The following is a 21808-nucleotide window of genomic DNA, read 5'->3' as shown; positions in this document are numbered from 1 at the left end:
CAGGGCAAAATACGCTGCGCGCCGCCGCCGACCGATATGGCCGGCTGCTGCATCTTACTAGTTATGGCTGAAAGCGTTGGACAGCAACCGCGCGGTGATATCAACAATCGGGATCACGCGGTCATACGACATGCGTGTCGGGCCGATAACCCCCAGGGTGCCGATGACCCGGCCATCCGCGCCATACGGTGCCGTGATCACAGAGATATCTTCCATCGGCAGCAGTTGCGATTCACCGCCTATATAAATCTGCACGCCTTGCGCCCGGCTCGAAGTATCCAGCAGCTGAAGCAGCTCGGTCTTTTTCTCGAACAGCGAGAACATCTTGCGCAGACGATCCATATCCGAGGCGATATCCGTCACATCTAGGAGTTTGCGCTCGCCCGAGATGATCACTTCGTCGCCATCCTCGGCGGCTTCGGCGCCCGCCTCCACGGCCGCTTGCATCAGGCGCGAGATGTCATTGCGCAACTGCGCGAGCTCGGTCGTGAGCGTGCGGCGCACGGCATCGAAGGATTTGCCCGCGAAATGCGTATTGAAAAAATTGGCCGCCTCCAGCAATTCGGACTCGGTGTAGTCCCGCTGCACGGACAGGATGCGGTTCTGCACGTCGCCATCGGGCGTCACGATAATGAGCAGGACACGCCGCTCGGATAAGCGGATGAACTCGATCTGGCGAAACACCTGCGCGCGCTTCGGGGTGAGCACCACACCGGCGAATTGCGTGAGGTTAGACAGCAGCGCGGCGGCCGCGCTCAGTGCGCGCGAGGGCTCGTTGGCTTTCAACGCGGCCTCGCCTAGCTGCAGCGGCTGAAACTCGTACGGCTGCACGGCCAGCAGGGAATCCACGAACATACGGTAGCCCCGCGGCGTGGGCACTCGGCCGGCGGAGGTATGCGGGCTGTGAATCAAGCCCATATCTTCCAGATCCGCCATGACATTGCGGATAGTGGCCGGGGAAAGATCGAACACCTTGGACAGCGTGCGCGAGCCTACCGGTTGTCCATCGGCAATGTGACGTTCAATCAGGGCCTTTAATAATGCACGAGCGCGATCATCCATGTGGACTATTGTAAGGAATCTTTCATGAAAGGGGTTTTTTTATCCCCCTTGCCCGTCCGGCGCGTAAACGCGCCCCATATAATCGGCACATTACGCGGCTATCGTGCCGCCTTTCCTCGATATTCGGTTGTTTCACCATGCATTTTCCCACTGTCGCACTGATAGGCAGACATCAGGATACCGGCCTGGACGCACCGCTGCGCGTGCTGGCCGACATGCTGATCCAGACGGGCAGACGGGTGCTGATCGATGTCGATACAGCCAAGAACACCGGACTGACCGACTACCCCATCGCTACCCTGAAGGACATCGGCGCGACGGCCTCGCTGGCCGTGGTGATGGGTGGCGACGGCACAGTGCTCGGCGCAGCGCGCACGCTCGCGCCTTACGGCGTGCCGCTGGTGGGCATCAACCATGGACGCCTGGGTTTTATCACCGACATCCCCGTACAGGAATCGCAGAATGCGCTGAGCCGCATCATCGAAGGCAACTACCGCGCCGAAGACCGTATGCTGCTCGAGGGGTCGGTCTGGCGCGGCGATCAGCTGATGTATAGCGCGCCGGCGCTCAATGATGTGGTGCTCAACCGCGCCGGGCGCGGCGGCATGATCGAAGTGCGCGTCGAACTCGATGGCGCGTTCATGTATGCGCAGCGTGCCGATGGCTTGATCATCGCGACGCCGACGGGCTCCACCGCGTATGCGTTGTCGGCGAATGGTCCGATACTGCATCCCGGCCTGGATGCGATGGTGTTGGTGCCGGTCGCCCCACAGACCCTATCGAATCGACCGATCGCGATTCCCGGCAGCGGCGTACTCAGCATGACACTCACCGCAATCGGGCGCGTCGAGACCGGCGCCAGCGTGCATTTCGACATGCAGACCTGGTCCGACTTGCAGCCCGGAGACCGTATTTCGGTTCAGCGTGCGCCCTACACGATTCGCTTCGTGCATCCCGAGGGCTACAGTTTCTTTTCGACCTTGCGTCGCAAGCTACATTGGAACCTGATGCCGCAGGCGTCGGCCAGCGTGGAATAAGCCTCACAACTATGTTGCGCACTCTGCATATTCGCGACTTCGTCATCGTCGAACAGGCCGAGATTCACTTCGGCTCGGGTTTTACCGTTTTTTCCGGCGAAACCGGCGCGGGGAAATCGATCCTGATCGACGCGCTGGCTTTGGCATTGGGAGGCCGCGCCGATGCGGGCGTGCTGCGCGAAGGCGCGGCCCGGGCCGATATCACGGCCATTTTCGATCTGTCGCCTGCCCTGCGCGAATGGCTGGCCGAGCGCGACCTGGATACCGGCGAAGAGCTCGCCTTGCGGCGCGTCGTTGACGCGCAAGGACGTAGCCGGGGCTATATCAACGGCATGCCCGCGACGCTGACGCAACTGCGCGAGCTGGGTGACAATCTGGTGGACATCCATGGGCAACATGCGCATCAAAGCCTGATGCGCGCGGACGCCCAGCGCGATTTGCTGGATGCGCATGGCGGACACGGCGAATTGCGCGCCGCGGTGGCACAGGCCTGGAAAGACTGGCGCGCCGTCGCGCGCCAGCTCGAACTTGCCGAGAAAGATGCTGCCGGTCTGCAGGCCGAACGAGAACGCCTGCAATGGCAAGCCGATGAACTCGATCAACTCGCGTTGCGCGCGGACGAATGGGATGCACTGCAAGCCGAGCAAACCAAACTCGCCCATGCACAATCCTTGCTCGACGGTGCGGCGCAAATCCTCGAAGCCCTCGATGGCGAGAATGATTCGGCGCTGCATCGCCTGAACACCGCGCAGCATCGCCTGCAAGGAATGCTGCGGCACGACGCCGCATTGCAAGGGGTGCTCGATGAAATCGAATCGGCGCGCATCGCGATGTCCGAGGCCGTGTCCGATTTGAATAACTATGTCAGCCGCGTGGAGCTGGATCCCCAGCGTTTGGCCGAGGTCGACGCGCGCATGAGCGCCGTCTTTGAGACCGCGCGCAAATTCAAAACCGGACCCGAAGCGCTACCTGCCTTACGCGAGAGCGTGCACGCGCAGTTAAGCGACCTGCAAGCAGCGGGCGATGTGGAAGCCTTGCGTACCCGCGCGCAGTTAGCCGAAACGCAATACCGCGTCGCCGCCGACCAATTGTCCGCCGCCCGTCTGAAGGTCGCCAACAGCTTGGGCAAGGAAGTCACTCAGGCCATGCAAACACTGGCCATGCAAGGCGGCAGGTTCGAACCTGTGGTCAACGCCGCGGCACCGTCCGCGCATGGCAGCGATCAAGTCGAATTCCTCGTGGCGGGTCATGCCGGCACCACCCCGCGGCCGCTGGGCAAAGTGGCCTCGGGCGGCGAGCTTTCGCGTATTTCGCTTGCCATATCGGTCATCGCCAGCCGCGCTGCTCGCGTGCCGACCTTGATTTTCGATGAAGTCGATAGCGGCGTCGGTGGCGCAGTCGCCGAGGTCGTGGGACAGCTGTTGAAATCGCTGGGCGAACGGCATCAAGTGCTATGCGTCACCCACCTGCCCCAGGTCGCCGCCTGCGGCAACGCGCATTACCGTGTCAGCAAGAAAGAAACAGCGGGGACCACGCGTTCGCGAATCGTCGAGCTGGATAACGATGAGCGGGTCGAAGAGATCGCCCGGATGTTGGGCGGGATCAAGATCACCAGCACCACGCGCGATCATGCGCGCGAAATGCTGGGAGGGGTGGTGGCTACCATCCCGCGCTAGAAGCGCGTCATCAGACCAGGGTCGCCCGCCAAGGCGACCCTTTTACGTTAACGACCTTTCTGGCAGTCGCCGCAAGTGCCATACAGCACCATGGCGTGGCTCTCGAGGACGAAATTATTGTCCTTGGCGACTTTGTGCTGACGCTTTTCGATATCAGGGTCCGAGAACTCCAGGACCTTGCCGCAATTCGTGCAAATCAGATGGTCGTGATGATCGCCATCGTTCAGCTCAAACACGGCCTTGCCGCTATCGAATTGACTACGAGTCAGAATGCCGGCCTGCTCGAACTGCGTCAGAACACGATAGACGGTCGCTAGTCCGATTTCGACGTTTTCGCCAATCAAGGCCCGATAGACATCCTCTGCGCTCAGGTGCCTTTCGTCTGCTTTGCGGAAGATATCCAGGATTTTCAGACGGGGAAAAGTCGCCTTCAAACCCATGTTTTTCAGTTCGCTTTGGTCTGTCATGGTGTAATCGCTCTCTTTCCGCGGTGGCAGGGGCAGAAAATACGGTGCAAAAAGTGAAGCAGCATGCCGCCCTTTTCCGCTGCCCCACGGAGCTACCGCATTGTGAAACCTTTATGATAACGGTTTTACCCGCTTTAAACCTGAGATAGGGGCGCTTGGTGTTCAACATTGCACGTAACCCAACCCGGTTTTTGAAAACCGCTTTGGCAGCCACCGCCGTCGCCGTCGCCGTGGCGGGCTGCACCTCCGGCAAATGGGGCTTTCCCTATAAAGCGCCGGTCCAGCAAGGCAACTGGATCACGCAAGAGCAGGTGGCCTTGCTGCAGCCTGGAATGACCCGTGAACAGGTACGGTTCGCATTGGGCAGCCCGACGCTGACCAGCGTGCTGCACGCGGATCGCTGGGACTACCCCTACTATTTCAAGCCGGGCTATGGTGCCGCGCAAGAACGCAAGTTCACCGTTTGGTTCGACCACGACGTACTGGTGCGTTGGGATGGCGACCAGCAGCCCGAGCTGCAGCCTTTCCAGCTCAATGCCGAAGGCACGCCGCAGCAAGCCACGGACGAGACCATCGACGCCGAGACCGCGCGCCAGAACGCTCAGACGCCGACTCAGGCGCCGATGCCGTCAGACGCCGCTCAGTTGCCCGCGCTGGGCACCCCGCCGGGCGGAGCCTTGCCCGCGAGCCAAGACACCGAGGCTAATGGCGGCAGCAGTGTGCGCGCGCCCAGCATGTCGGAATCGGACGCAAGCGCATCGCAACCCTCGTCCGGTCGCGTGCGTCAGCGCGAGCTGCTCTTGAACGCGCCGACACAGGGCGCCGACAGCGCCGCCAACCCGGCCTTCAATGGCGCCGAGCCGCTACGTTAAACCTGTTGCACGAGGATTACATGCGTATTGCAATTGCAGGAGCCGGCGGCCGGATGGGCCGCATGCTCATCGAAGCTGTACTGAACTGCCCCGACATGACGCTGACCGTGGCGCTATGCCGCAGCGGCTCGGCCGATCTGGGCCAAGATGCCGGCGCCTTTCTGGGGCGTGACACGGGCGTGTTGATCACGGACCAGCTGGACGCACTAGCCGATGCCGATTGTTTGATCGATTTCACGCGTCCCGAAGCGACACTGGCGCATTTGCAAGCCTGCGTGCGTCACAACACACGCATGGTGATCGGCACCACCGGATTCGATGACGCGGGTCGCGCCGCCATCGATGTAGCCGCGCAAAAGATCGCCATCGTGTTCGCGCCGAACATGAGCGTCGGCGTCAACGCGACGCTCAAACTGCTGGATGTCGCCGCGCGCATCCTGAATTCCGGCTATGACGTCGAGGTGTTTGAAGCCCATCACCGCAACAAGGTGGACGCCCCCTCGGGCACCGCGTTGAAGATGGGCGAGACCGTGGCGTCCGCGTGGAATGTGGCGCTGCCGGATGTGGCGACTTGGACGCGACACGGCGACACAGGCGTACGCGAACCGGGCACCATCGGATTTTCAGTCGTGCGCGGTGGCGATATCGTGGGCGACCATACGGTGTTTTTCTGCGGCAATGGCGAGCGCATCGAGATCACGCACCGCTCCAGCAGCCGGGCGACTTATGCCCAGGGGTCGCTGCGCGCGGCGCAGTTCCTGAAGGCTAAGCAACACGGCTTGTACGACATGCAGGCCGTGCTCGGGCTGTAACCCGGTGCGCGTGGCCCACGCCTGGGCAGGCCGGATCGTCTCCGGCCAAATCACTCCGCTACGCCGCAGAATGGTCGCGCCATACCACCGGCTCTGGTTCTAAATGCACCTGATAGCGGGCGGCCACATCGCGCTGAATGGCCGCGGCCAGTGTCATGATGTCGTCGGCGGTCGCGGCGCCCTTGTTGACCAAGACTAGCGCCTGCCGATCGTGCACGCCCGCCGCGCCCAGCTGTTTGCCTTTCCAACCACATTGATCGATTAACCATCCGGCGGCGAGTTTGTAGCGGCCGTCCGGTTGCGGATAGGACACCAACCCGGGATATTGCTGTAGCAACGTGTCGCGCACGCTGGCGGACACGATAGGATTCTTAAAGAAACTGCCGGCGTTGCCGACCACGGCCGGATCGGGCAACTTGGCGCGCCGGATCTCACAGACTGCTTGATAAATGTCGCGCGCTGTGGGCGCGGCAAGATCGCCGAAATAGCGTCGCAGGTCAGGATAATCCAGTACCGGCCGCCACGGTTTGGGCAAGGCAAATCGCACCGACACAATAATCCATTCCCCGGGCGCGGCATGCTTGAATACGCTGTCGCGATAGGCAAACCGGCATTCTGCTGATGTCATCTGCACCAACCGCCGTTGGCCCACATGCCATGCACTCAACCCGCTAAACCGGTCGGCCAGCTCGACCCCATACGCGCCGATGTTTTGCACGGGCGCGGCGCCTACCGTGCCTGGAATCAAAGCCAGATTTTCCAGGCCGCTCCAACCGCGATCAACGCAGGTGGTGACGAAGTCGTGCCAGTTCTCGCCTGCGCCGGCCTCGATAATCCATGCATCGCTGCGTTCTTCGATCAGGCGCACGCCAGTCAAGGCGACGCGCACGACGAGGCTTTGAATCCATGCGGGCAACACCATATTGCTGCCGCCGCCCAGCACGAGCAGCCCGGGATACTGCAGTGCCAGATCAGTAAGCGTGGGCAATTGATCGACATGACTCAATGTCACGCACGCTTGCGCGCGCGCGGACAAGCCTAGCGTATTGAGCGTGGTGAGATCCCGATCCGACGGCGTCAATGGCGCGTGCGGCGGGGACTGAGAAAAATCCGTCATGGAGTGATATCGGGCATATCGGGCATGCTGAAGCGCAGACATCTTACAGCAGCCCGAATGAGGCGCCAGCCTCTTGCGCCCTCTCCGGCAACTATACGTTGCTCGGAAATCTGAATTTCCATAGACGCTTTTTATGGGGTCCACATCGGATTAAGCCTGTTTCTACCGCACTCCCCCCGACACTGTGTTGTATTTCGTCTAACACGGCGTACGCTCAGCCTAAGAAAACCAGGCAGCGCTTAGTAGGGACGATAGTCCCAGCAGCCGCGCGCCGTCTCACCATGTCACATGCCCATGAAGTCGCCCGTCTGTTGCTCATCGATGATCACCCCTTAATACGCAGCGGCTTGCGACTGTGCCTGGAGATGACCACCGACCTGCGCGTCATCGGCGAAGCCGAGAATGCCGAAGGCGCGCTGGCCTTTTTGCATGCCTGTCTCGCCCGAGATCCGCTTGGGCGAACCCTGCCGCACATGGTGCTGATGGATCTGGATATGCCTGGCATGGGCGGGCTGTCGTTGATCGAACGATTGCACCGGCATTTCCCCAACATCGCCGTACTGGTGCTGTCGATGTATGACCGCACGGACAACATCGTGCGCGCGGTGCGTGCCGGGGCACGAGGCTATTTATTGAAAGACGAGCCGGCGCCGCACATCGTCGCTGCCGTACATGCGGTCATGCAAGGCCACACGGTGTTCAGTGCGGAGGTGACGATGCGACTTTCGGCGACGGAGGCAGTGAGACAGCGACTCACGCGACGCGAGCGCGAAGTGCTCGCCTGTCTAGGTCGCGGCTACAGCAACAAACGCATCGCGCAGTTGCTGAACGTATCGGTCCGGACAGTGGAAACGCACCGCCTGAATATCCGAGGCAAACTCAATATCGAGAGCCAGCCTGGGCTGGCAAAGTACGCGGTCGAGGCAGCGCAAGCCTTAATGCCTCTGCCCGACGGTGCAACGCCACACTCTGACGGGCAAGACAGCCACGTACCGACGACGCCAGAAGAGCCACCTCCGACCATGCCGCGCGCGCCCAGAATCCCTATTGGGAGCCCAGCACTTGCATCTTTAAAAAAAGATATATAGAATCTCGTTTCTCTGCTGATGACACATCAACAGCAGCGACGCGGGAGTAGCTCAGTTGGTAGAGCGCAACCTTGCCAAGGTTGAGGTCGCGAGTTCGAGACTCGTCTCCCGCTCCAAATTCAGATTGTCGGATGCCTGCATCCGGAAGTCATTCAAAAAGGGCCGAAAGGCCCTTTTTGCATTGCAGCACGCCAGTGGCCTATGGTCTTAGGCTGGCCTGTCTCCCCGCTACACCAGACATTGAATTGGCCGATAACCCCGCAAACACGGGTGTTACACTTTCGCCCATCCGCTACAGCATCTATAGCATCCCCCAAAGGCCCAACATCCCGTTTGGGCCTTTTGTTGTCCGCGACAGCGCCTGGCGCTGCTCGTGGTGGAACCGAGGCAAATGGACACCGCTCTTATCCTGTTGATCGTCGTCGTGGTTTGGCAGGTCGCCCGCGTTCGGTATCAACGCGCGCATATTTCCCTGCTGGCTCAGCATCTGTCGAATCTGCAGCTCGAACGCCATATGGAGAACCTGACGCAAGGCTATTTGCGCGCCATCCACGAAGAAGGCGAATCGCGGCAGCTGCAGGTATTAGAAACCTACGTCCAGACCGAGCGTATTGTCGCGGGTCAAGTGCATACCCTGGCTAACAGCTTTCAAAAAGAAAACCAGCAAGCCGCCAGTTTGATCGCCCTGCCGTTTTGCTTGCCCTATGCGGAACGTTATCTTCCCTCGGTTACGCGGGACTTTCGAGACCTGTTGCGCATCCATGCCGCCGGCCTGCGTCATGTGGTCGATAACGAACCTGGCTTCGACCCCAAGACCCGCGCGTATCACCTGTCCGCGGAACTTTATCTGTTGCAACACAGCTGCCATTGGTTCTGCAAGTCGCGCACCGTGGCCGATGCACGGTTGGCGGCGCGACATCGCCTCACCCATCAGAAAACGCTGGATTCGGTGTCGGAACTGACACGTTCCGCGTACATGAAATGGTTGCACCGGCGGCCCTAAGGCGCTGCAGGAAGGACTCGCCCGCCGTTGCCCACCCGCTCCGCGTCATCGATGACGCTGCGCGTCCTCGAACCGATCAATCGATCGCAATGACGGGAAAAGCCGGCTCCAGGCGGTGACAACGAGCATCGTACAGAGCCCGCCCGCCACGGCCGCGGGCACAACGCCTAACCATGCGGCGCTCACCCCGGCACGAAACTCACCCAGTTCGTTCGATGAGCCGATGAACAACATGTTGACCGCATTGACGCGGCCTCGCATCTCATCCGGCGTCGCAAACTGGATCAACGCGCCGCGCACGTAGACACTGACCATATCCGCCGCTCCCGCCACCGCTAGCGCGAGACAGGAAAGCCAGAGCCATTGGGAAAACGCAAACAAAAGATTCGCCAGTCCAAACACGGCTACGGCGATCAACATACGTTTACCCACCCGACCATCAAAGGGACGCATACTGAGAAAAATCCCCGCCCCCACCTCGCCCAGCGCGATGGAACTGCGCAACAGCCCCAGGCCTTGCGGGCCGACTTCCAACACTTCCTGCGCATAAATCGGCAGCAGTGCGACTACGCCGCCCAGCAACACAGCAAACAGATCCAGCGAGATCGTGCCCAGCACCACCGGACGCGCAAAGATAAACCGGATGCCGATGCCGAACCGCTGCCAGATCGACGTGCCGCTGGCATTCGCCGTCTGCCCAGCCGACTGGGCCGAGGCCAACACATGGACGGGGATCAGCAATAACGCCCCCGCGGAAAAGGCCAGCAAACACACCGGGTAAGTCGTATGACTGCCACCAATTCCATAAAGCAAGCCACCTAACAACGGTGCGCCGATCGAGGCAGAACGCATGACCATGCTATTGGTCGCGATAGCCTGCGGCAGTTGCTCGCGAGTGACCAATTGAGGCAATAAACTCTGCATCGCAGGGCCGGAAAACGCGCGCGAGGCACCAAACAGCACCAACACCGCATAGATATTGCCCACCCCCGCGAGCCCGTGATCAGACAGCCACCACAGCAAACCGCTGCACATCGCACCCACCGCCCAACTGATAGCCAGAATGTATTTGCGGGGCAGACGATCGATCAGATCTCCGGCCGGTAGCAACAGGAACAGCATGGGCAGAAACTGCGCCAATCCGACATAGGCCAGCGCCAAGGGCTCGCGCGTTAAATCGTAAACCTGCCACGCCACGACCACGGCCTGAATCTGCGTGGCGGCCATCGCAAGAACGCGCGCCAGCAGAAAGGACAAGAAACCCGAAGGCTGCCGGAAAAGACTAAGTCGGTCGATAGTGGCGGGCATATAAGGTAGAGGTTCACGCTGCCGGATGGACGCCTCGGGCTCGGGTGAACACGCTTACGCGGTCCTCATCGGCCGATCCCTTTAACCGTCCAGGCATCATCGGACCGCCATTGTGCCACTCTTATATAAGACATGGGAGACCAACCGAGGCGTGCGCCTTGTGCCACCCAGCGGAAGAACACACGCACTCGCATGCCATTTTCTGATACCGTCACGCACTACGTTTCTCGCCAGCCGGCCATCCCTGGCCGCGCGAGGCCGATGGTGCACCACCTGCAACGTCGGCAATAAGTTTTTTGGAAATGAGACACCACAATGAGCAAGCAATCCTCGTCGGCGTGGCTGCTGGACGGCTTTAAGATCGGCGACATTTTTTTCGCCTCTCCCACCCAGCAATTCCGGGCACGCCACGGCGCCGGCACGTTAAGCGCCTACGCGCCGGCGACCAGCGACACCATCAAGGCCCTGTTTGACCAAGCCGACAAGCAAGGCAATCAGGACGCGATTCTGTTCGGTCTAGTGCCTTTTGACGCGCGCAATCCCGCCAGCTTGACCATCCCCGCGCAGTATCAGCAAGCGCCGGTGCCACCACGCGCAGCACCCCAACAGGCAGCGTCCACCACGGGCGACACCTCGCGGCCCAAAGCCATCGACCGTCAACCGGTGCCCGCGCCGGAAGTCTATGGCGATATGGTGCGACGTGCGTTGGAACTGTTCGCGCAAGGCGATGTGAAAAAAATCGTGCTTTCGCGCGCCATGGATGTGACGCTGGATCGCCCGGTCGATTACGAAAAACTGCTGCCCGACTTGCTCGCGCGCAATGCGCATGGCTATACCTTCGCCATCCCGGCATGGGGTATCGCGGGCCAAGCTGACGCTGCGGACACCGCCACCCCCGCGGGCACCATGGTCGGCGCCAGCCCCGAACTGCTGGTGCGACGCGAAGGCGCGCGCATTTTTGTGAACCCGCTGGCGGGCTCCATTGGCCGCCATCCAGATCCGGAAATCGATCGTGCCCGTAAAGAGGGCCTGGCTATTTCGGAAAAGGATCTGCGTGAACACAGCTATGTGGTCAGCGACATCGTCAGGATTCTGCGCAGCTACTGCGATGAACTCGATGTGCCGGATGGCCCGTCTGTGATCGGTACGGATGCACTGTGGCATCTGTCGACCTACATCACTGGCACGCTGCGGGACCCGCAAGTCACCGCGTTGGATCTGTCGTGCGCGCTGCACCCGACACCGGCCATTTGCGGGCACCCCACGGATCGCGCATTCCAACACATCCGCGAACTGGAGCCTTTCGAGCGCGGCTATTTCGCGGGCCTCGTGGGCTGGCAGCGCGCCAATGGCGATGGCGAATGGGCGTTGACCCTGCGCTGCGCGTTGCAGACGGGTGATCGTTCGCTGCGTTTGTATGCTGGCGCGGGCACCGTTGCCGGTTCGGATCCGCAGAGCGAAATCACCGAAACCGCAACGAAGATGGAAACCTTCATGCGCGCGATCAGCTAAATCGCGGACCGAGCGTTCTGCGATAACGCGAAAAAAAGCCCGGTGAAATCCATCACCGGGCTTTTGCTATCTGGCTGACTCAGGGTTTAGTTCACCGTCAGATTCAGACGCTTGATCAAGGGCTCCCAACGGTTGAGTTCCTCATCCATGTACTGGCGGAACTCCTGCGGGCTGTTGGCGGCGGGCTCCATGAACAAGGTGGCCAGTCGCTCTTTGACCGCCGGTGCATTGATGGCCCCGGCTAACGCGGACGAAAGCTTTTGCTGCACGTCGGCGGGAATTCCGGCCGGCGCAACAAACCCAATCCAGCCAGAACCTTCGATCCCAGGCACGCCAAGTTCTTCGATCGTCGGCGTGTCGGGCAGGAAACTCAGGCGATCTTTCGACACGGCAGCCAACGCGCGCAGGCGGCCATCCTTGATCATCGGCATCACGGCAATCGGCGGCAATGCGGCAAAGTCCGTATCCCCCGCGATCAATGAAGTCACGGCTGCCGGCGACGAGGCATAAGGCACATGCACCGCTTTGCCGCCGGTGCGTTCGAGCAGCAGTTCCACGGCCAGATGCGACACCGTACCTGCACCGGTCGAGGGGAAGTTATAGGGCTTGTCCTGCGACTTCATCGCCTTGAGCAAATCGTCAAACGACTTGATGGGCGAATTCGCGGGCACCACCAGAATATTGTGCTGATGCACGCCCAAGGTCAGCGGCTCGATTTCTTTCTTGGGATCGTAAGGCAGGTCGCTGTACAACACGGTGTTGTTGACCAGGGGTCCGGTGATCGACACACCGAAGGTGTAACCGTCGGGCTTGGCCTTGGCGATCTGAGCGGTACCCAGATTGCCGCTGGCGCCGGGCTTGTTCTGCACCACGATGGGCTGCCCCAGCTTAGTGCTGGCTTCTTCGGCAATCGCACGCGCCATCGTATCGGGGCTGGATCCGGGGCCAAACGGCACAATCAAAGTCAGTGGCTTGGTCGGCCAATCGGTAGTGACCTGCGCTGCCGCGGCAAACGGCAGGACGGCCAGGCAGGCGGCCCATAGGAATTTGCGCATGATGCGATATCTCCGTGCTGTTGCTATAAGAATCGTGATGCCGCGCAGTGTACTCCGCAATGACGGGATGTGATCGGGCGATATCGCCCGATCATGCGCGCTCATGCGTCAATGCCCGCGATGGTCGCTCACCTCAGAGGAGGCGGCCGGTGCAGATGCCAGGACGTGGCCTTTTGAAACGCATGCCCCGCCCGCAACAGCAACGATTCACTATAAGGCCGCCCGATGAGCTGAAAGCCCACTGGCAGCTCCACCTCCGAGTCATCCGGCTTGCCCATGCCGCCCGGCAAGGAAAGCGCGGGAAGGCCCAGATAGTTCAAGGGCCGCGTCAGGCGCGTGAGCGCGCCACGCAAGGCACTGGAGCGTGCATCGATCGCGTCGAACGCATCGATGCGCGGCGTCATGGTGGGAAACACGGGCGCCATCAACACATCCACCTCTGCCATCACCGTGCGCACGAACTTCAACAGCATGGGACCGCGCAGCGAAGCGGCCTGCAGGTACAACGTGGCGGGAATGGACACACCCTCACCGAGGCGCGAGGCCGTGAATTTCCCCAGACTCCCCGAGCCGGGACGAATCAGCTCGTCATAGAGCGTTGTGGCCTCGGCGCGGATCATCAGGATGGCCAGATCGTTGATGGCGTCGTAAGGAAAGTCGGGTACCTCGCGGATTTCCGCGCCCAAGGCCTGAAAACTGGCAACGCTCTGATCGAGCACGGACTGAACCTGGGGATCGAGATCGCGGGTAAAGTAGCCGCGCGGCACGCCGATGCGCAGTCCGGCAATGGTGGCATCCAGGCTATCCAGATAGTCCTGCGCGCTCGGTGCCGTGACGCTGCCGGCGTCGGCCAGATCATGACCCGCAATGGCCTGCAGCATCAACGCGCAGTCGCGCGCACTGCGTGCCAATGGCCCCAAATGATCGTGCGAGGCGCTCAGGCTCATCGCGCCCGCGCGACTGACCAGACCGTAGGTGGGTTTGATGCCCGTCACGCCGCACAACGCCGCCGGGATCCGGATAGAGCCGCCGGTATCGCTGCCCAGCGCGCCATCGACGGCGCCAGCGGCAACGACAGCGGCCGAGCCGCTCGACGACCCCCCGGTGATACGGTCCAGCGCCCACGGATTGCGGCAACTGCCCACGCTCTCATTCGCACCCGACGGATCGAACGCCAGTTCGGTCATATGCAGGCGCGCCAGATGCAGCGCGCCGGCTTGGTCGAAACGGCGCAGCACCGTCGCGGTGCTGGTGGATGCAATTGCGTCCCGCCTGCCATAACCCACGTCATAACCCGTGCGGTGCAGCAGGTCTTTATGGGCGAGCGGCATACCGGCAAGTAAGGGCATCGCATCACCACGGGCGATGCCCTCGTCAACGGCTCTCGCCTGGGCCATCGCCAACGGCTCGAGAATCTCCATGCACGCGTTCGTCGCGCCGTGTACTTCAGCAAGGCGCTTGGACGCTTCATGGGCGATCTCTTGCGCGCTGACTTCGCGTGCAGCCAGCGCGTGACGCTTTTCCCACCAATCCTGCCAACCGCTCGGCGGCGCGGAGAGGCGAGTTTGCGCAGGCGTGCAGGTTTGTGCCGTGGCGTGCAAGGCTTGCGCGTGAGGCACCGCGGTAAGCCCCGACACGCCGTCCACTTCCCGCGTCAATCGGGCGGCCGTGTCGCGCCAAGCGTTGATCACATCTCGATGGTCATCGCGCAGGGTGTCCACGGCGCACTCCTGTGTACTGGATATTCGTATGCATGCAACATGCCTCGGTCTTAGAGTTTGGGAATATTGCCGGCCGTGATGATGTCGTTCCACTTACTCAGTTCGGACGCAATAAAGCGCGATGCGTCTTCGCGCGAGCCGGGCAGAGTCTGGGCACCCCGTTCGCCAACATAGCGCTTCATATCGTCCTCCGCGAGGATGACATTGAGCGTCTGGTTAAGCGAATCGGCAACCGCGTCAGGAATGCCAGCGGGCGCGCCGAGGAAGAACCAGGCGGATACGTCAAAGCCTTCCAGGCCCAGGTCTTTGCCGGCCTCGGACAACGTGGGGACATCAGGGAATAGATCCGAACGGGTCTTGCCCGTGACGGCCAATGCACGCAGGTTGCCGGCTTTGACATGTGGCGCGGAGGACGGCATATCGTCGAACATCACGTCCACGTGCCCTCCGAGCAATGCATTGACCGCGGGACCACTACCCGAGAACGGCACATGTTCCATCTTGGTGCCTGCCTTGAGGTTAAACATCTCGCCTGCCAGGTGAATCGTCGTGCCCGCGCCCGAAGAGGCATACGTGGAGCTATCGCTTTTGCCGTGCTTGACGAGGTCATCTATCGACTTGATCGGCGACTCCTTGTTAACCACCACGATTTGCGGACTGGCTGCGATCAGACCAATAGGCGCGAAGTCTTTGATGGGGTCGTAGCCGACGTTCTTATAAAGATTGGGCGCCACACCATGCGAGGCCACCGTGCCGAGGTACAAGGTATAGCCGTCAGGCGCCGCGCGGCCCGCGTAGGCCGTGCCGATGTTCCCGCCGGCACCAGGTTTGTTCTCGACCACGAACGACTGCTTGTAATGATCGCCAAGTTTTTGAGCCAGCTTGCGTGCAAGCACATCCGTCGCGCCGCCCGGTGCAAAGGCCACGACGATGGTGACGGGTCGTTGCGGATAGGCCCCCTGGGCGGATGCTGAAGCTGCGCCCGTCAAACCCGCCGCGATCGCGGCCACGCCAATCAAAGATTTAATGCTGCGGTGATTCCACACTTTATTTTCCCCTTAGTTAACAGCACTGCTAAAGATTCGCGATCCTGCGAACCGGCCAAAGACTGCCTCGAAGCAGACTTCAAAAGTCCTGACTCATCATGCGTACTTGCCGATCAAGCCCCCATCGACCACGAGCTCAGTACCGGTGATGTAGCTCGCTTCGTCGGACACCAGAAACGCCACCGCATTAGCCACCTCCCAGGGCGTGCCCATGCGGCCCATCGGCACTTGCTTGTCTCGGGCGGCGCGTGCCGCCTCGAAGTCATCAGCGCTAAACATGCGGCCGACCGTATGCCGCACGCGCGGCGTATCGATGAGGCCCGGTACTACGGTGTTGGCGCGTATGCCGGTGCCTGCATATTGCTGCGCGATCATGCGGGTGAACTGAATCAGCGCGGCCTTGGTCACGTTATAAGCGAGGTGCGGATAGCCCAGGTAACGCAAGCCCGCCACCGATGACACCGTCACGATATTGCCGCCGCCTTGCTCGCGCATGAGGGGCAGCACCAGCCGGCTCACGATGAGCAAGCTGTCCACATTGACCTTCTGGATGCGTTCCCAATCGGGCAGTGGCGTGTCTTCGGGTCCACCGACTTTGCCGATGCCTGCGTTGGCTTGCAGAATATCGATGCGGCCATATTCCGACATCACTGTCTGAACAGCCTGTTCCATCGCGTCGGGATCGGCGACGTCGGCCTGCAGTGCGATACCCCGCGCGCCCAGCGCATGCACAAATGTCAGTGCATCCTCGGCGGCATCACGGTTGGCATCGAGCACGCATACCGTGGCGCCGTGCCTTGCCAAGGTGGCACAGCAAGCCTTGCCGATGCTCCAACCGGGCCCGCTCGAACCACCGCCCGAGACCAGCGCGACCCGACCATTCAAGCGTTCACTGGCGACGGGCAAAACGCCCTCTAAATAGGCCAGTTCCTCTTTCATGCTGCATTCCCCAAGCCCACCGTCATGCCGCCGCAGACGTACAACACTTGGCCAGTGATGAAGCCCGCCCGGTCATCCAAAAAGGACACCACGCCATGCGCCACGTCAGCGGGGGTACCCATGCGTCGCACCGGGATGCTGGAACGGATCTTTTCCGTCTGCGGCGCGCCCGGCGGATTGACGCGTTCGAAGAGTTCGGTCGCGATTGGGCCGGGGCCAATTGCGTTGACCGTGATGCCGTCCGCACCCATTTCCAATGCCCAGGTCCGGGTCATACCCAAGAGGCCGGCCTTGCTGGCGGCGTAAACGGTGCGCTCTGTCTTGCCCAAAGCGGCACGACTCGAAATATTGACGATGCGGCCGAACTGATGCCGACGCATGCCGGGCAACAACGCCTGGGCCAGCAGCATGGGCGTCTGGATGTTCAACGCCATCACAAACGCGAGATCGTCGGTAGTGGCGTTCTCCAATAGCGCCGGGCGCACGGTGCCAGCGTTATTCACCAGACGCAACACATCGCGTTCGGCGGCCAGGCGTTCTGCGGCCTGCCGCGTCGCATCGGGGTTACCCAGATCGACTTCGACATGCGTTTCTCCTGGCAATGGCGCTGCTGGCGCCTTGAGGTCGAAGTTGACCACCTCATAGCCATCTTCCAGCAAACGCTCGATGACGGCGCGGCCTATGCCCGCGCTACCTCCGGTAACCAGCACCACACGCGATGCAGGCCCTTGCGACGATGATGTCTGCATGCTTAGTCCCCCTGATGATGCGCAGACTTGCCCGCGCCCACGTAAGGAATCTCACGATCGATGGTGTCCCAGATGAAGCGACCGGAAGGGCTTTCCTGCTCTTCTGCCACATGCGCCACCAAGCCCGCCGCCCGGGAAATCACGGCGAAGCCGCGCATCAACTTGGTCGGTACGCCCAACTCGCCCAGCAAGGCCGCCACAGCACCCGTCGCGTTGATCGTAATGTGACGTCCGTAGATCTCGTCGACCATGCGGGCAAGCAGCGTCAATGCATTGACCCACTCGCCTTTCAGGTCCGGTTCCGCGCGCGCCAGTTCCAACAATTTAAGCGCACGCGGATCGTCGGGCTTATGCAGATGGTGACCAAAACCCGGCAGCGGTTTCTTGCTGCTGCGATAGCCCTGCACGATGTCGCGCGCTTCGGCCTCGGGATCTTTGGCGTAAACGATGCGCTCTAACAGCAGCGAGCAGTTTTCCATCGTGCCGACAAAACTGCTGCCCACCGCCATCAAGCCCGCCGCCACCGCGCCTTGCAGGTTTTCCGGCGCGCTCATATAGATCACGCGTGTCGCGATCGCGCTCGGCGTCAGCCCATGCTCCATCAACGTGACGAGCACAACGTCAACGATGCGCAGATCGACCGGACGGGCTTCGCGGCCCATGATCTGCGAGAACAGGACCTCGGTGAAGGTCTTCTTGCCCATCAGGTCTTCGACCAGATCGGCATCGCGATAGGACATGCCTTCGAGGTGATGTGCGCACAGGCGGGTAACAGGGCGGTTCATGCTGTCTCCTTCATAATGGAATCTCGGACGTTGTTCTTGAGGACTTTGCCCACCGACGATCGCGGCAGGCTGTCAAAGACGTGGATGCGTTTAGGGGTATGCACAGGCCCCAGTCGCTCGCGCACGAACGCCATCAACGTTTGCTCATCGGCGGTGGCGCCAGGATGAAACTGTACGGCCGCCTGCACCGCTTCTCCCCACTTATCATCGGGAATACCAAACACGGAGCACTCATACACCGCCGGGTGTTGAGCCAATGCGTTTTCGACATCGATGGGATAGACATTGAAGCCGCCCGTGATGATCACGTCGCGCAGGCGGTCTTTGATGTACAGGTAACCGCGCTCATCCACCACGCCGACATCGCCGGTATGCAGCCAGCCATCCACGATGGTTTCCGCGGTCTTTTGCGGCAGCCTCCAGTACCCGGTCATCACCAGATCCCCACGCACCACGACCTCGCCAGGCTCGCCCGCGGGCTGCAGCTTGCCGTCCTTATCCATGATGGCAAACTCAGAAAACCAGGTGGCGCAGCCGACCGATCCCATATTGCGCGGATCCTCGAAGTCTTGCGGGGTAATGGCGGTCACGATCTGAGGCGCCTCGGTTTGGCCATAGGTAGAGCCCACCACGGGACCAAAGAACTCGCGCACCTGTTCGAACTTTTCAACCGGCATGGGAGCACCTCCGTAGATCAGATTGCGCAAGCGGGGAAAATCCGCGCGAGACACACCGGGCTGCGCCATGAGCATGTAGATCAGCGTGGGCGGCATGAACGCCAGCGTGCCGCCACGCTCTCGGAACGCCGCGGTGACAGTGGCCGGATTCGATTCCTCTAAGAACAGGTGCGTACCGCCCTGCGCCAACACTGGCATCAGATAGGTGGACGTACCGTGCGTGACGGGTGCGGCGACGACGTAGCGATCCTCATGCGTCAGTTTCCACGCATGAATCTGGTTGACGATGCCTGCCGTCCAGGCGCGATAGGGTTGCATGACACCCTTGGGCAAGCCTGTTGTACCGCCGGTGAATTTAATCGCCTGCGTGGCATCGCGGCCAGGTTCACATCGGATCGGTGTTCGCCCCGCATACCTCTGCAGCAGAGCCGGGAGCGTGTGTTCCGAACCCGTTCCCGCAAGATCCAGCCGGGTCCACGGACCATCCCCGACCAAGCCGGCGCCCGTGTTATCGGTCAGCACGATCGACGGCTCGGTCGCATCGAGTATGCGGGCGATCTCTGCTTTGGTACTGCGATAGTTCAGGGGTACCCAGACCTTTCCGGCAGCGATTACCGCGAGCAAGGCGATGACGTGCTGCGCGCTATTTCCGGCACAGATCGCAACCCGCGTCTGCGGCGTAGGATCGATGTCCTGCAGCGCGGCGGCCAGCGCCAACGCCTCGTCGCGCAGCCGCCGATACGTCCACGTCTCTCGCGGCGTATCCAAGGCGATGCGGTCACTATGTCGGGCAGCGGCCCGCAAAAAGAAGTCAATTGGGTACACAAACTACTCCTGATTCGTCATTGCACTTTGAGACCAGCCGACGTCACGACCTTGCCCCATTTGTCGATTTCCTCATCGACGAACTTCTGCAGCGTCGCGGGCGTGTTGGGCTGGGCGGGAGACACGAATCCGCCTTTTTCATAGGCTTCGCGCAATGCTTCGCCCTGCAGGCCCTTGTTGATGGCCGCATTCAGGGTCTCGACGATGTTCGCGGGCGTGCCGGCTGGCGCCATCACGGCGAACCAGGACTGCACAGAAAAGCCCGGCAACCCGGATTCGGCGAGTGTCGGCACATCTGGCACGAATGGCACGCGCTCAAGCGAGGTGACGCCCAACACGCGCAGCTTGCCGGCCTGAACCTGCGGCAAGGACGACGGCAGGTTGTCGAACATCGAGTCGACCTGCCCGCCCAGCAGATCGGCGACCGCCGGACCACTGCCGCGATACGGCACATGCAAAATATCGGTGCCCGTTTCGAGCTTGAAGATTTCGCAAGAAAGATGGATAGAGGACCCGCTACCCGAAGATGCGCAAGTCAGCTTGCCCGGATGCTGCTTGGCGTAGGCGATGTATTCCTTGACCGAATTGATCGGCAGCTTGGGATGCACGACAAGCACATTCGGAATGGTGGCTAGCAACGCAACCGGGGTGAAGTCTTTCTTGATGTCGTAATTGAGCTTCTCGTACAGGGTCCGATTGATGGTGTTCGCAATCGACCCCACATATAGCGTGTAGCCATCCGGCTTGGCCCGCGCCACCGCTTCCGCGCCAATGTTGCTGTTGGCGCCGGGGCGGTTCTCCACCACGACGGGTTGGCTCAGCGTATCGGACAGTGACTTTGCCACCAAGCGAGCAACGATGTCGGTCGCACCGCCTGCGGCATAGCCGACGACCAACGTGATCGGGCGCGTGGGGTACTTCTCCTGCGCCTGTGCCACCGATCCTACCGTCATGCCCGCAACCGCCATCACCACGACCCGCGCAAATTTCCTCATAACAGAATGCATGTCAGTCTCCAATGGGGTGTTTATTATTTGGACAACCTATGTCGATGCTGCGTGGAATATCATCTACTTCAGGGGAGCCAAGGCAAAGCAAAGGTGTTTGAATAATGAACAAAACCAGTGAATCGGGTAGCCATGGCGCGAGCACCCTGCGGCGCGGGCTGCATATCCTGGCGGCCCTACGGCGTGCGCCAGAGGGCTTGGACGTGCCGGGAATCGCGCGTGCGCTGGACATGCAGCGCACCAGTGTCTATCGCTACATCACGGTTCTGGTCGAAGAGGGTTATGCGGTACGCGACCAGCAGTCGGGCCTGTACCGGGCCGCGGCCAACGAATCGCAAGTCGTGGGCGACCAGGGTTTGTCGGTAGCTCGGCTGGCGCCCGCGATGCGGCGCATTAGCGATCAGACCGGCGATTCTTCATTTTTGATCTGCCGGGTCGGCTCCGATTCCCTATGTCTGCATCGCGAAATCGGCAGTTACCCCGTGCAGGTGCTTGCCGTGACCGTGGGCCACCGCCAGCCCCTGGGCGTGGGCGCCGCGGGCCTGGCACTCCTGGCGGCGCTACCCTCCGATGAAGCCAACGCACTAATCGAGCAGAATGCCGCATCGCTGCGCTCCTATGGACACATGACGGCTTCCCACATGCGTCTCTTGGTGCAGGCCACGCGTGATCGCGGATGGTCGGCGGTCGGCAACGCAGCCGTCTCGGGTGTATTGGGAGTGGGCGTTGCCCTGCTTGATCGTTCTGGCTATCCAAGGGTGGCCGTGAGCGTATCCTGCATCCTTGATCGCATGCCATCGGCCCGTCAGCGCACGATCGCCGAGCTCATTCGGCGCGAAGTCGGTAGCGTGGCATGAGGCCCGACACACAAAATTTGTTGTCTCGAACACACATCGACTTGCAGATCCAAAAAAACCCATATAGAATCTCGTTTCTCTGCTGATGACACATCAACAGCAGCGACGCGGGAGTAGCTCAGTTGGTAGAGCGCAACCTTGCCAAGGTTGAGGTCGCGAGTTCGAGACTCGTCTCCCGCTCCAGAATTTCTGA

Annotated in this window: 18 protein-coding genes, 2 tRNA genes and 2 pseudogenes; 10 read left to right on the top strand and 12 right to left on the bottom strand. The window is 61.2% G+C overall.

Going from position 1 to position 21808, the window contains the following annotated elements; genetic code table 11:
- Positions 1-57 precede the first annotated feature (57 nt).
- Positions 58-1062 carry a heat-inducible transcriptional repressor HrcA gene (gene hrcA / locus GOQ25_RS18665; RefSeq protein ID WP_160351974.1) on the bottom strand — a complete coding sequence of 335 codons (1005 nt, stop codon included), beginning with the start codon at positions 1060-1062 and terminating at the stop codon, positions 58-60.
- A 137-nt stretch (positions 1063-1199) separates the two neighbouring features.
- Between hrcA and GOQ25_RS18660 the strand changes: the two genes are divergently transcribed.
- Both GOQ25_RS18660 and recN read left to right on the top strand, forming a co-directional pair.
- Complete coding sequence (locus tag GOQ25_RS18660) at positions 1200-2099, top strand: NAD kinase (RefSeq protein WP_160351973.1); 900 nt, start codon at positions 1200-1202, stop codon at positions 2097-2099.
- Positions 2100-2110: 11 nt separating this feature from the next.
- Entirely contained in the window at positions 2111-3775 is a 1665-nt protein-coding gene (gene recN, locus GOQ25_RS18655) for a DNA repair protein RecN (protein ID WP_160351972.1), read from the top strand.
- A 47-nt stretch (positions 3776-3822) separates the two neighbouring features.
- Here the strand turns inward: recN and fur are convergent, their stop codons facing one another.
- Positions 3823-4242, bottom strand: a complete 420-nt coding sequence (gene fur / locus GOQ25_RS18650; protein ID WP_160351971.1) for a ferric iron uptake transcriptional regulator — start codon at positions 4240-4242, stop codon at positions 3823-3825.
- Between the two features lie 167 nt (positions 4243-4409).
- On the opposite strand from fur, the pseudogene GOQ25_RS18645 reads away from it, so the two are divergent.
- Together GOQ25_RS18645 and dapB are read left to right on the top strand one after the other, a co-directional pair.
- Positions 4410-4838 (top strand): annotated as a pseudogene (locus GOQ25_RS18645) (outer membrane protein assembly factor BamE); the annotation flags it as partial.
- Between the two features lie 296 nt (positions 4839-5134).
- Positions 5135-5926, top strand: a complete 792-nt coding sequence (dapB, locus tag GOQ25_RS18640) for a 4-hydroxy-tetrahydrodipicolinate reductase (RefSeq protein ID WP_160351970.1) — start codon at positions 5135-5137, stop codon at positions 5924-5926.
- Between the two features lie 58 nt (positions 5927-5984).
- Here dapB and murB read toward each other — a convergent pair whose 3' ends face one another.
- On the bottom strand, positions 5985-7043 hold the full coding sequence (gene murB, locus GOQ25_RS18635; RefSeq protein ID WP_160351969.1) for a UDP-N-acetylmuramate dehydrogenase: 1059 nt from the start codon (positions 7041-7043) through the stop codon (positions 5985-5987).
- Between the two features lie 281 nt (positions 7044-7324).
- Here murB and GOQ25_RS18630 point away from each other — a divergent pair.
- The 3 genes and pseudogenes from GOQ25_RS18630 to GOQ25_RS18620 form a co-directional block, all read left to right on the top strand.
- A pseudogene (locus GOQ25_RS18630) lies at positions 7325-7966 on the top strand (response regulator); the annotation flags it as partial.
- Between the two features lie 205 nt (positions 7967-8171).
- Positions 8172-8247 (top strand) — tRNA-Gly (locus GOQ25_RS18625).
- A 275-nt stretch (positions 8248-8522) separates the two neighbouring features.
- Entirely contained in the window at positions 8523-9134 is a 612-nt protein-coding gene (locus GOQ25_RS18620; protein ID WP_160351967.1) for a hypothetical protein, read from the top strand.
- A gap of 45 nt (positions 9135-9179) precedes the next feature.
- Here GOQ25_RS18620 and GOQ25_RS18615 read toward each other — a convergent pair whose 3' ends face one another.
- Positions 9180-10442: an MFS transporter gene (locus tag GOQ25_RS18615; protein ID WP_160351966.1), complete on the bottom strand. Its 1263-nt coding sequence runs from the start codon at positions 10440-10442 to the stop codon at positions 9180-9182.
- Positions 10443-10757: 315 nt separating this feature from the next.
- On the opposite strand from GOQ25_RS18615, the gene GOQ25_RS18610 reads away from it, so the two are divergent.
- A complete protein-coding gene (locus GOQ25_RS18610; protein ID WP_160351965.1) occupies positions 10758-11954 on the top strand; it encodes an isochorismate synthase in 1197 nt (398 codons plus the stop codon).
- An 86-nt stretch (positions 11955-12040) separates the two neighbouring features.
- Here the strand turns inward: GOQ25_RS18610 and GOQ25_RS18605 are convergent, their stop codons facing one another.
- From GOQ25_RS18605 to GOQ25_RS18570, 8 genes are all read right to left on the bottom strand, one after another.
- Positions 12041-13009: a tripartite tricarboxylate transporter substrate binding protein gene (locus tag GOQ25_RS18605; protein WP_160351964.1), complete on the bottom strand. Its 969-nt coding sequence runs from the start codon at positions 13007-13009 to the stop codon at positions 12041-12043.
- 128 nt (positions 13010-13137) lie between these two features.
- Positions 13138-14730 carry an amidase gene (locus GOQ25_RS18600; protein ID WP_160351963.1) on the bottom strand — a complete coding sequence of 531 codons (1593 nt, stop codon included), beginning with the start codon at positions 14728-14730 and terminating at the stop codon, positions 13138-13140.
- Between the two features lie 50 nt (positions 14731-14780).
- A complete protein-coding gene (locus tag GOQ25_RS18595; protein ID WP_160351962.1) occupies positions 14781-15776 on the bottom strand; it encodes a tripartite tricarboxylate transporter substrate binding protein in 996 nt (331 codons plus the stop codon).
- A gap of 96 nt (positions 15777-15872) precedes the next feature.
- Positions 15873-16715, bottom strand: coding sequence for an SDR family NAD(P)-dependent oxidoreductase (locus GOQ25_RS18590; RefSeq protein WP_160351961.1), 843 nt, complete (start codon positions 16713-16715; stop codon positions 15873-15875).
- Entirely contained in the window at positions 16712-17464 is a 753-nt protein-coding gene (locus GOQ25_RS18585) for an SDR family NAD(P)-dependent oxidoreductase (RefSeq protein ID WP_160351960.1), read from the bottom strand. Before GOQ25_RS18585 ends, GOQ25_RS18590 begins: the two co-directional genes overlap by 4 nt.
- A 2-nt stretch (positions 17465-17466) precedes the next feature.
- On the bottom strand, positions 17467-18249 hold the full coding sequence (locus tag GOQ25_RS18580) for a citryl-CoA lyase (protein ID WP_160351959.1): 783 nt from the start codon (positions 18247-18249) through the stop codon (positions 17467-17469).
- On the bottom strand, positions 18246-19751 hold the full coding sequence (locus GOQ25_RS18575) for an AMP-binding protein (protein WP_160351958.1): 1506 nt from the start codon (positions 19749-19751) through the stop codon (positions 18246-18248). The genes GOQ25_RS18580 and GOQ25_RS18575 overlap by 4 nt, the downstream gene beginning before the upstream one ends.
- A gap of 17 nt (positions 19752-19768) precedes the next feature.
- Positions 19769-20758, bottom strand: coding sequence for a tripartite tricarboxylate transporter substrate binding protein (locus tag GOQ25_RS18570; RefSeq protein WP_160351957.1), 990 nt, complete (start codon positions 20756-20758; stop codon positions 19769-19771).
- 104 nt (positions 20759-20862) lie between these two features.
- Between GOQ25_RS18570 and GOQ25_RS18565 the strand changes: the two genes are divergently transcribed.
- Both GOQ25_RS18565 and GOQ25_RS18560 read left to right on the top strand, forming a co-directional pair.
- Positions 20863-21615, top strand: a complete 753-nt coding sequence (locus tag GOQ25_RS18565; protein ID WP_160351956.1) for an IclR family transcriptional regulator — start codon at positions 20863-20865, stop codon at positions 21613-21615.
- Positions 21616-21722: 107 nt separating this feature from the next.
- Positions 21723-21798 (top strand) — tRNA-Gly (locus tag GOQ25_RS18560).
- The last annotated feature ends 10 nt before the right edge of the window (positions 21799-21808 follow it).

Origin of the sequence: Bordetella sp. 15P40C-2 (genome assembly GCF_009763235.1) — a bacterium.
GTDB lineage: Bacteria > Pseudomonadota > Gammaproteobacteria > Burkholderiales > Burkholderiaceae_B > Bordetella_A.
Note: the sequence above shows the minus strand (reverse complement) of the source record. Positions and strands in the feature narration are given on the sequence as shown.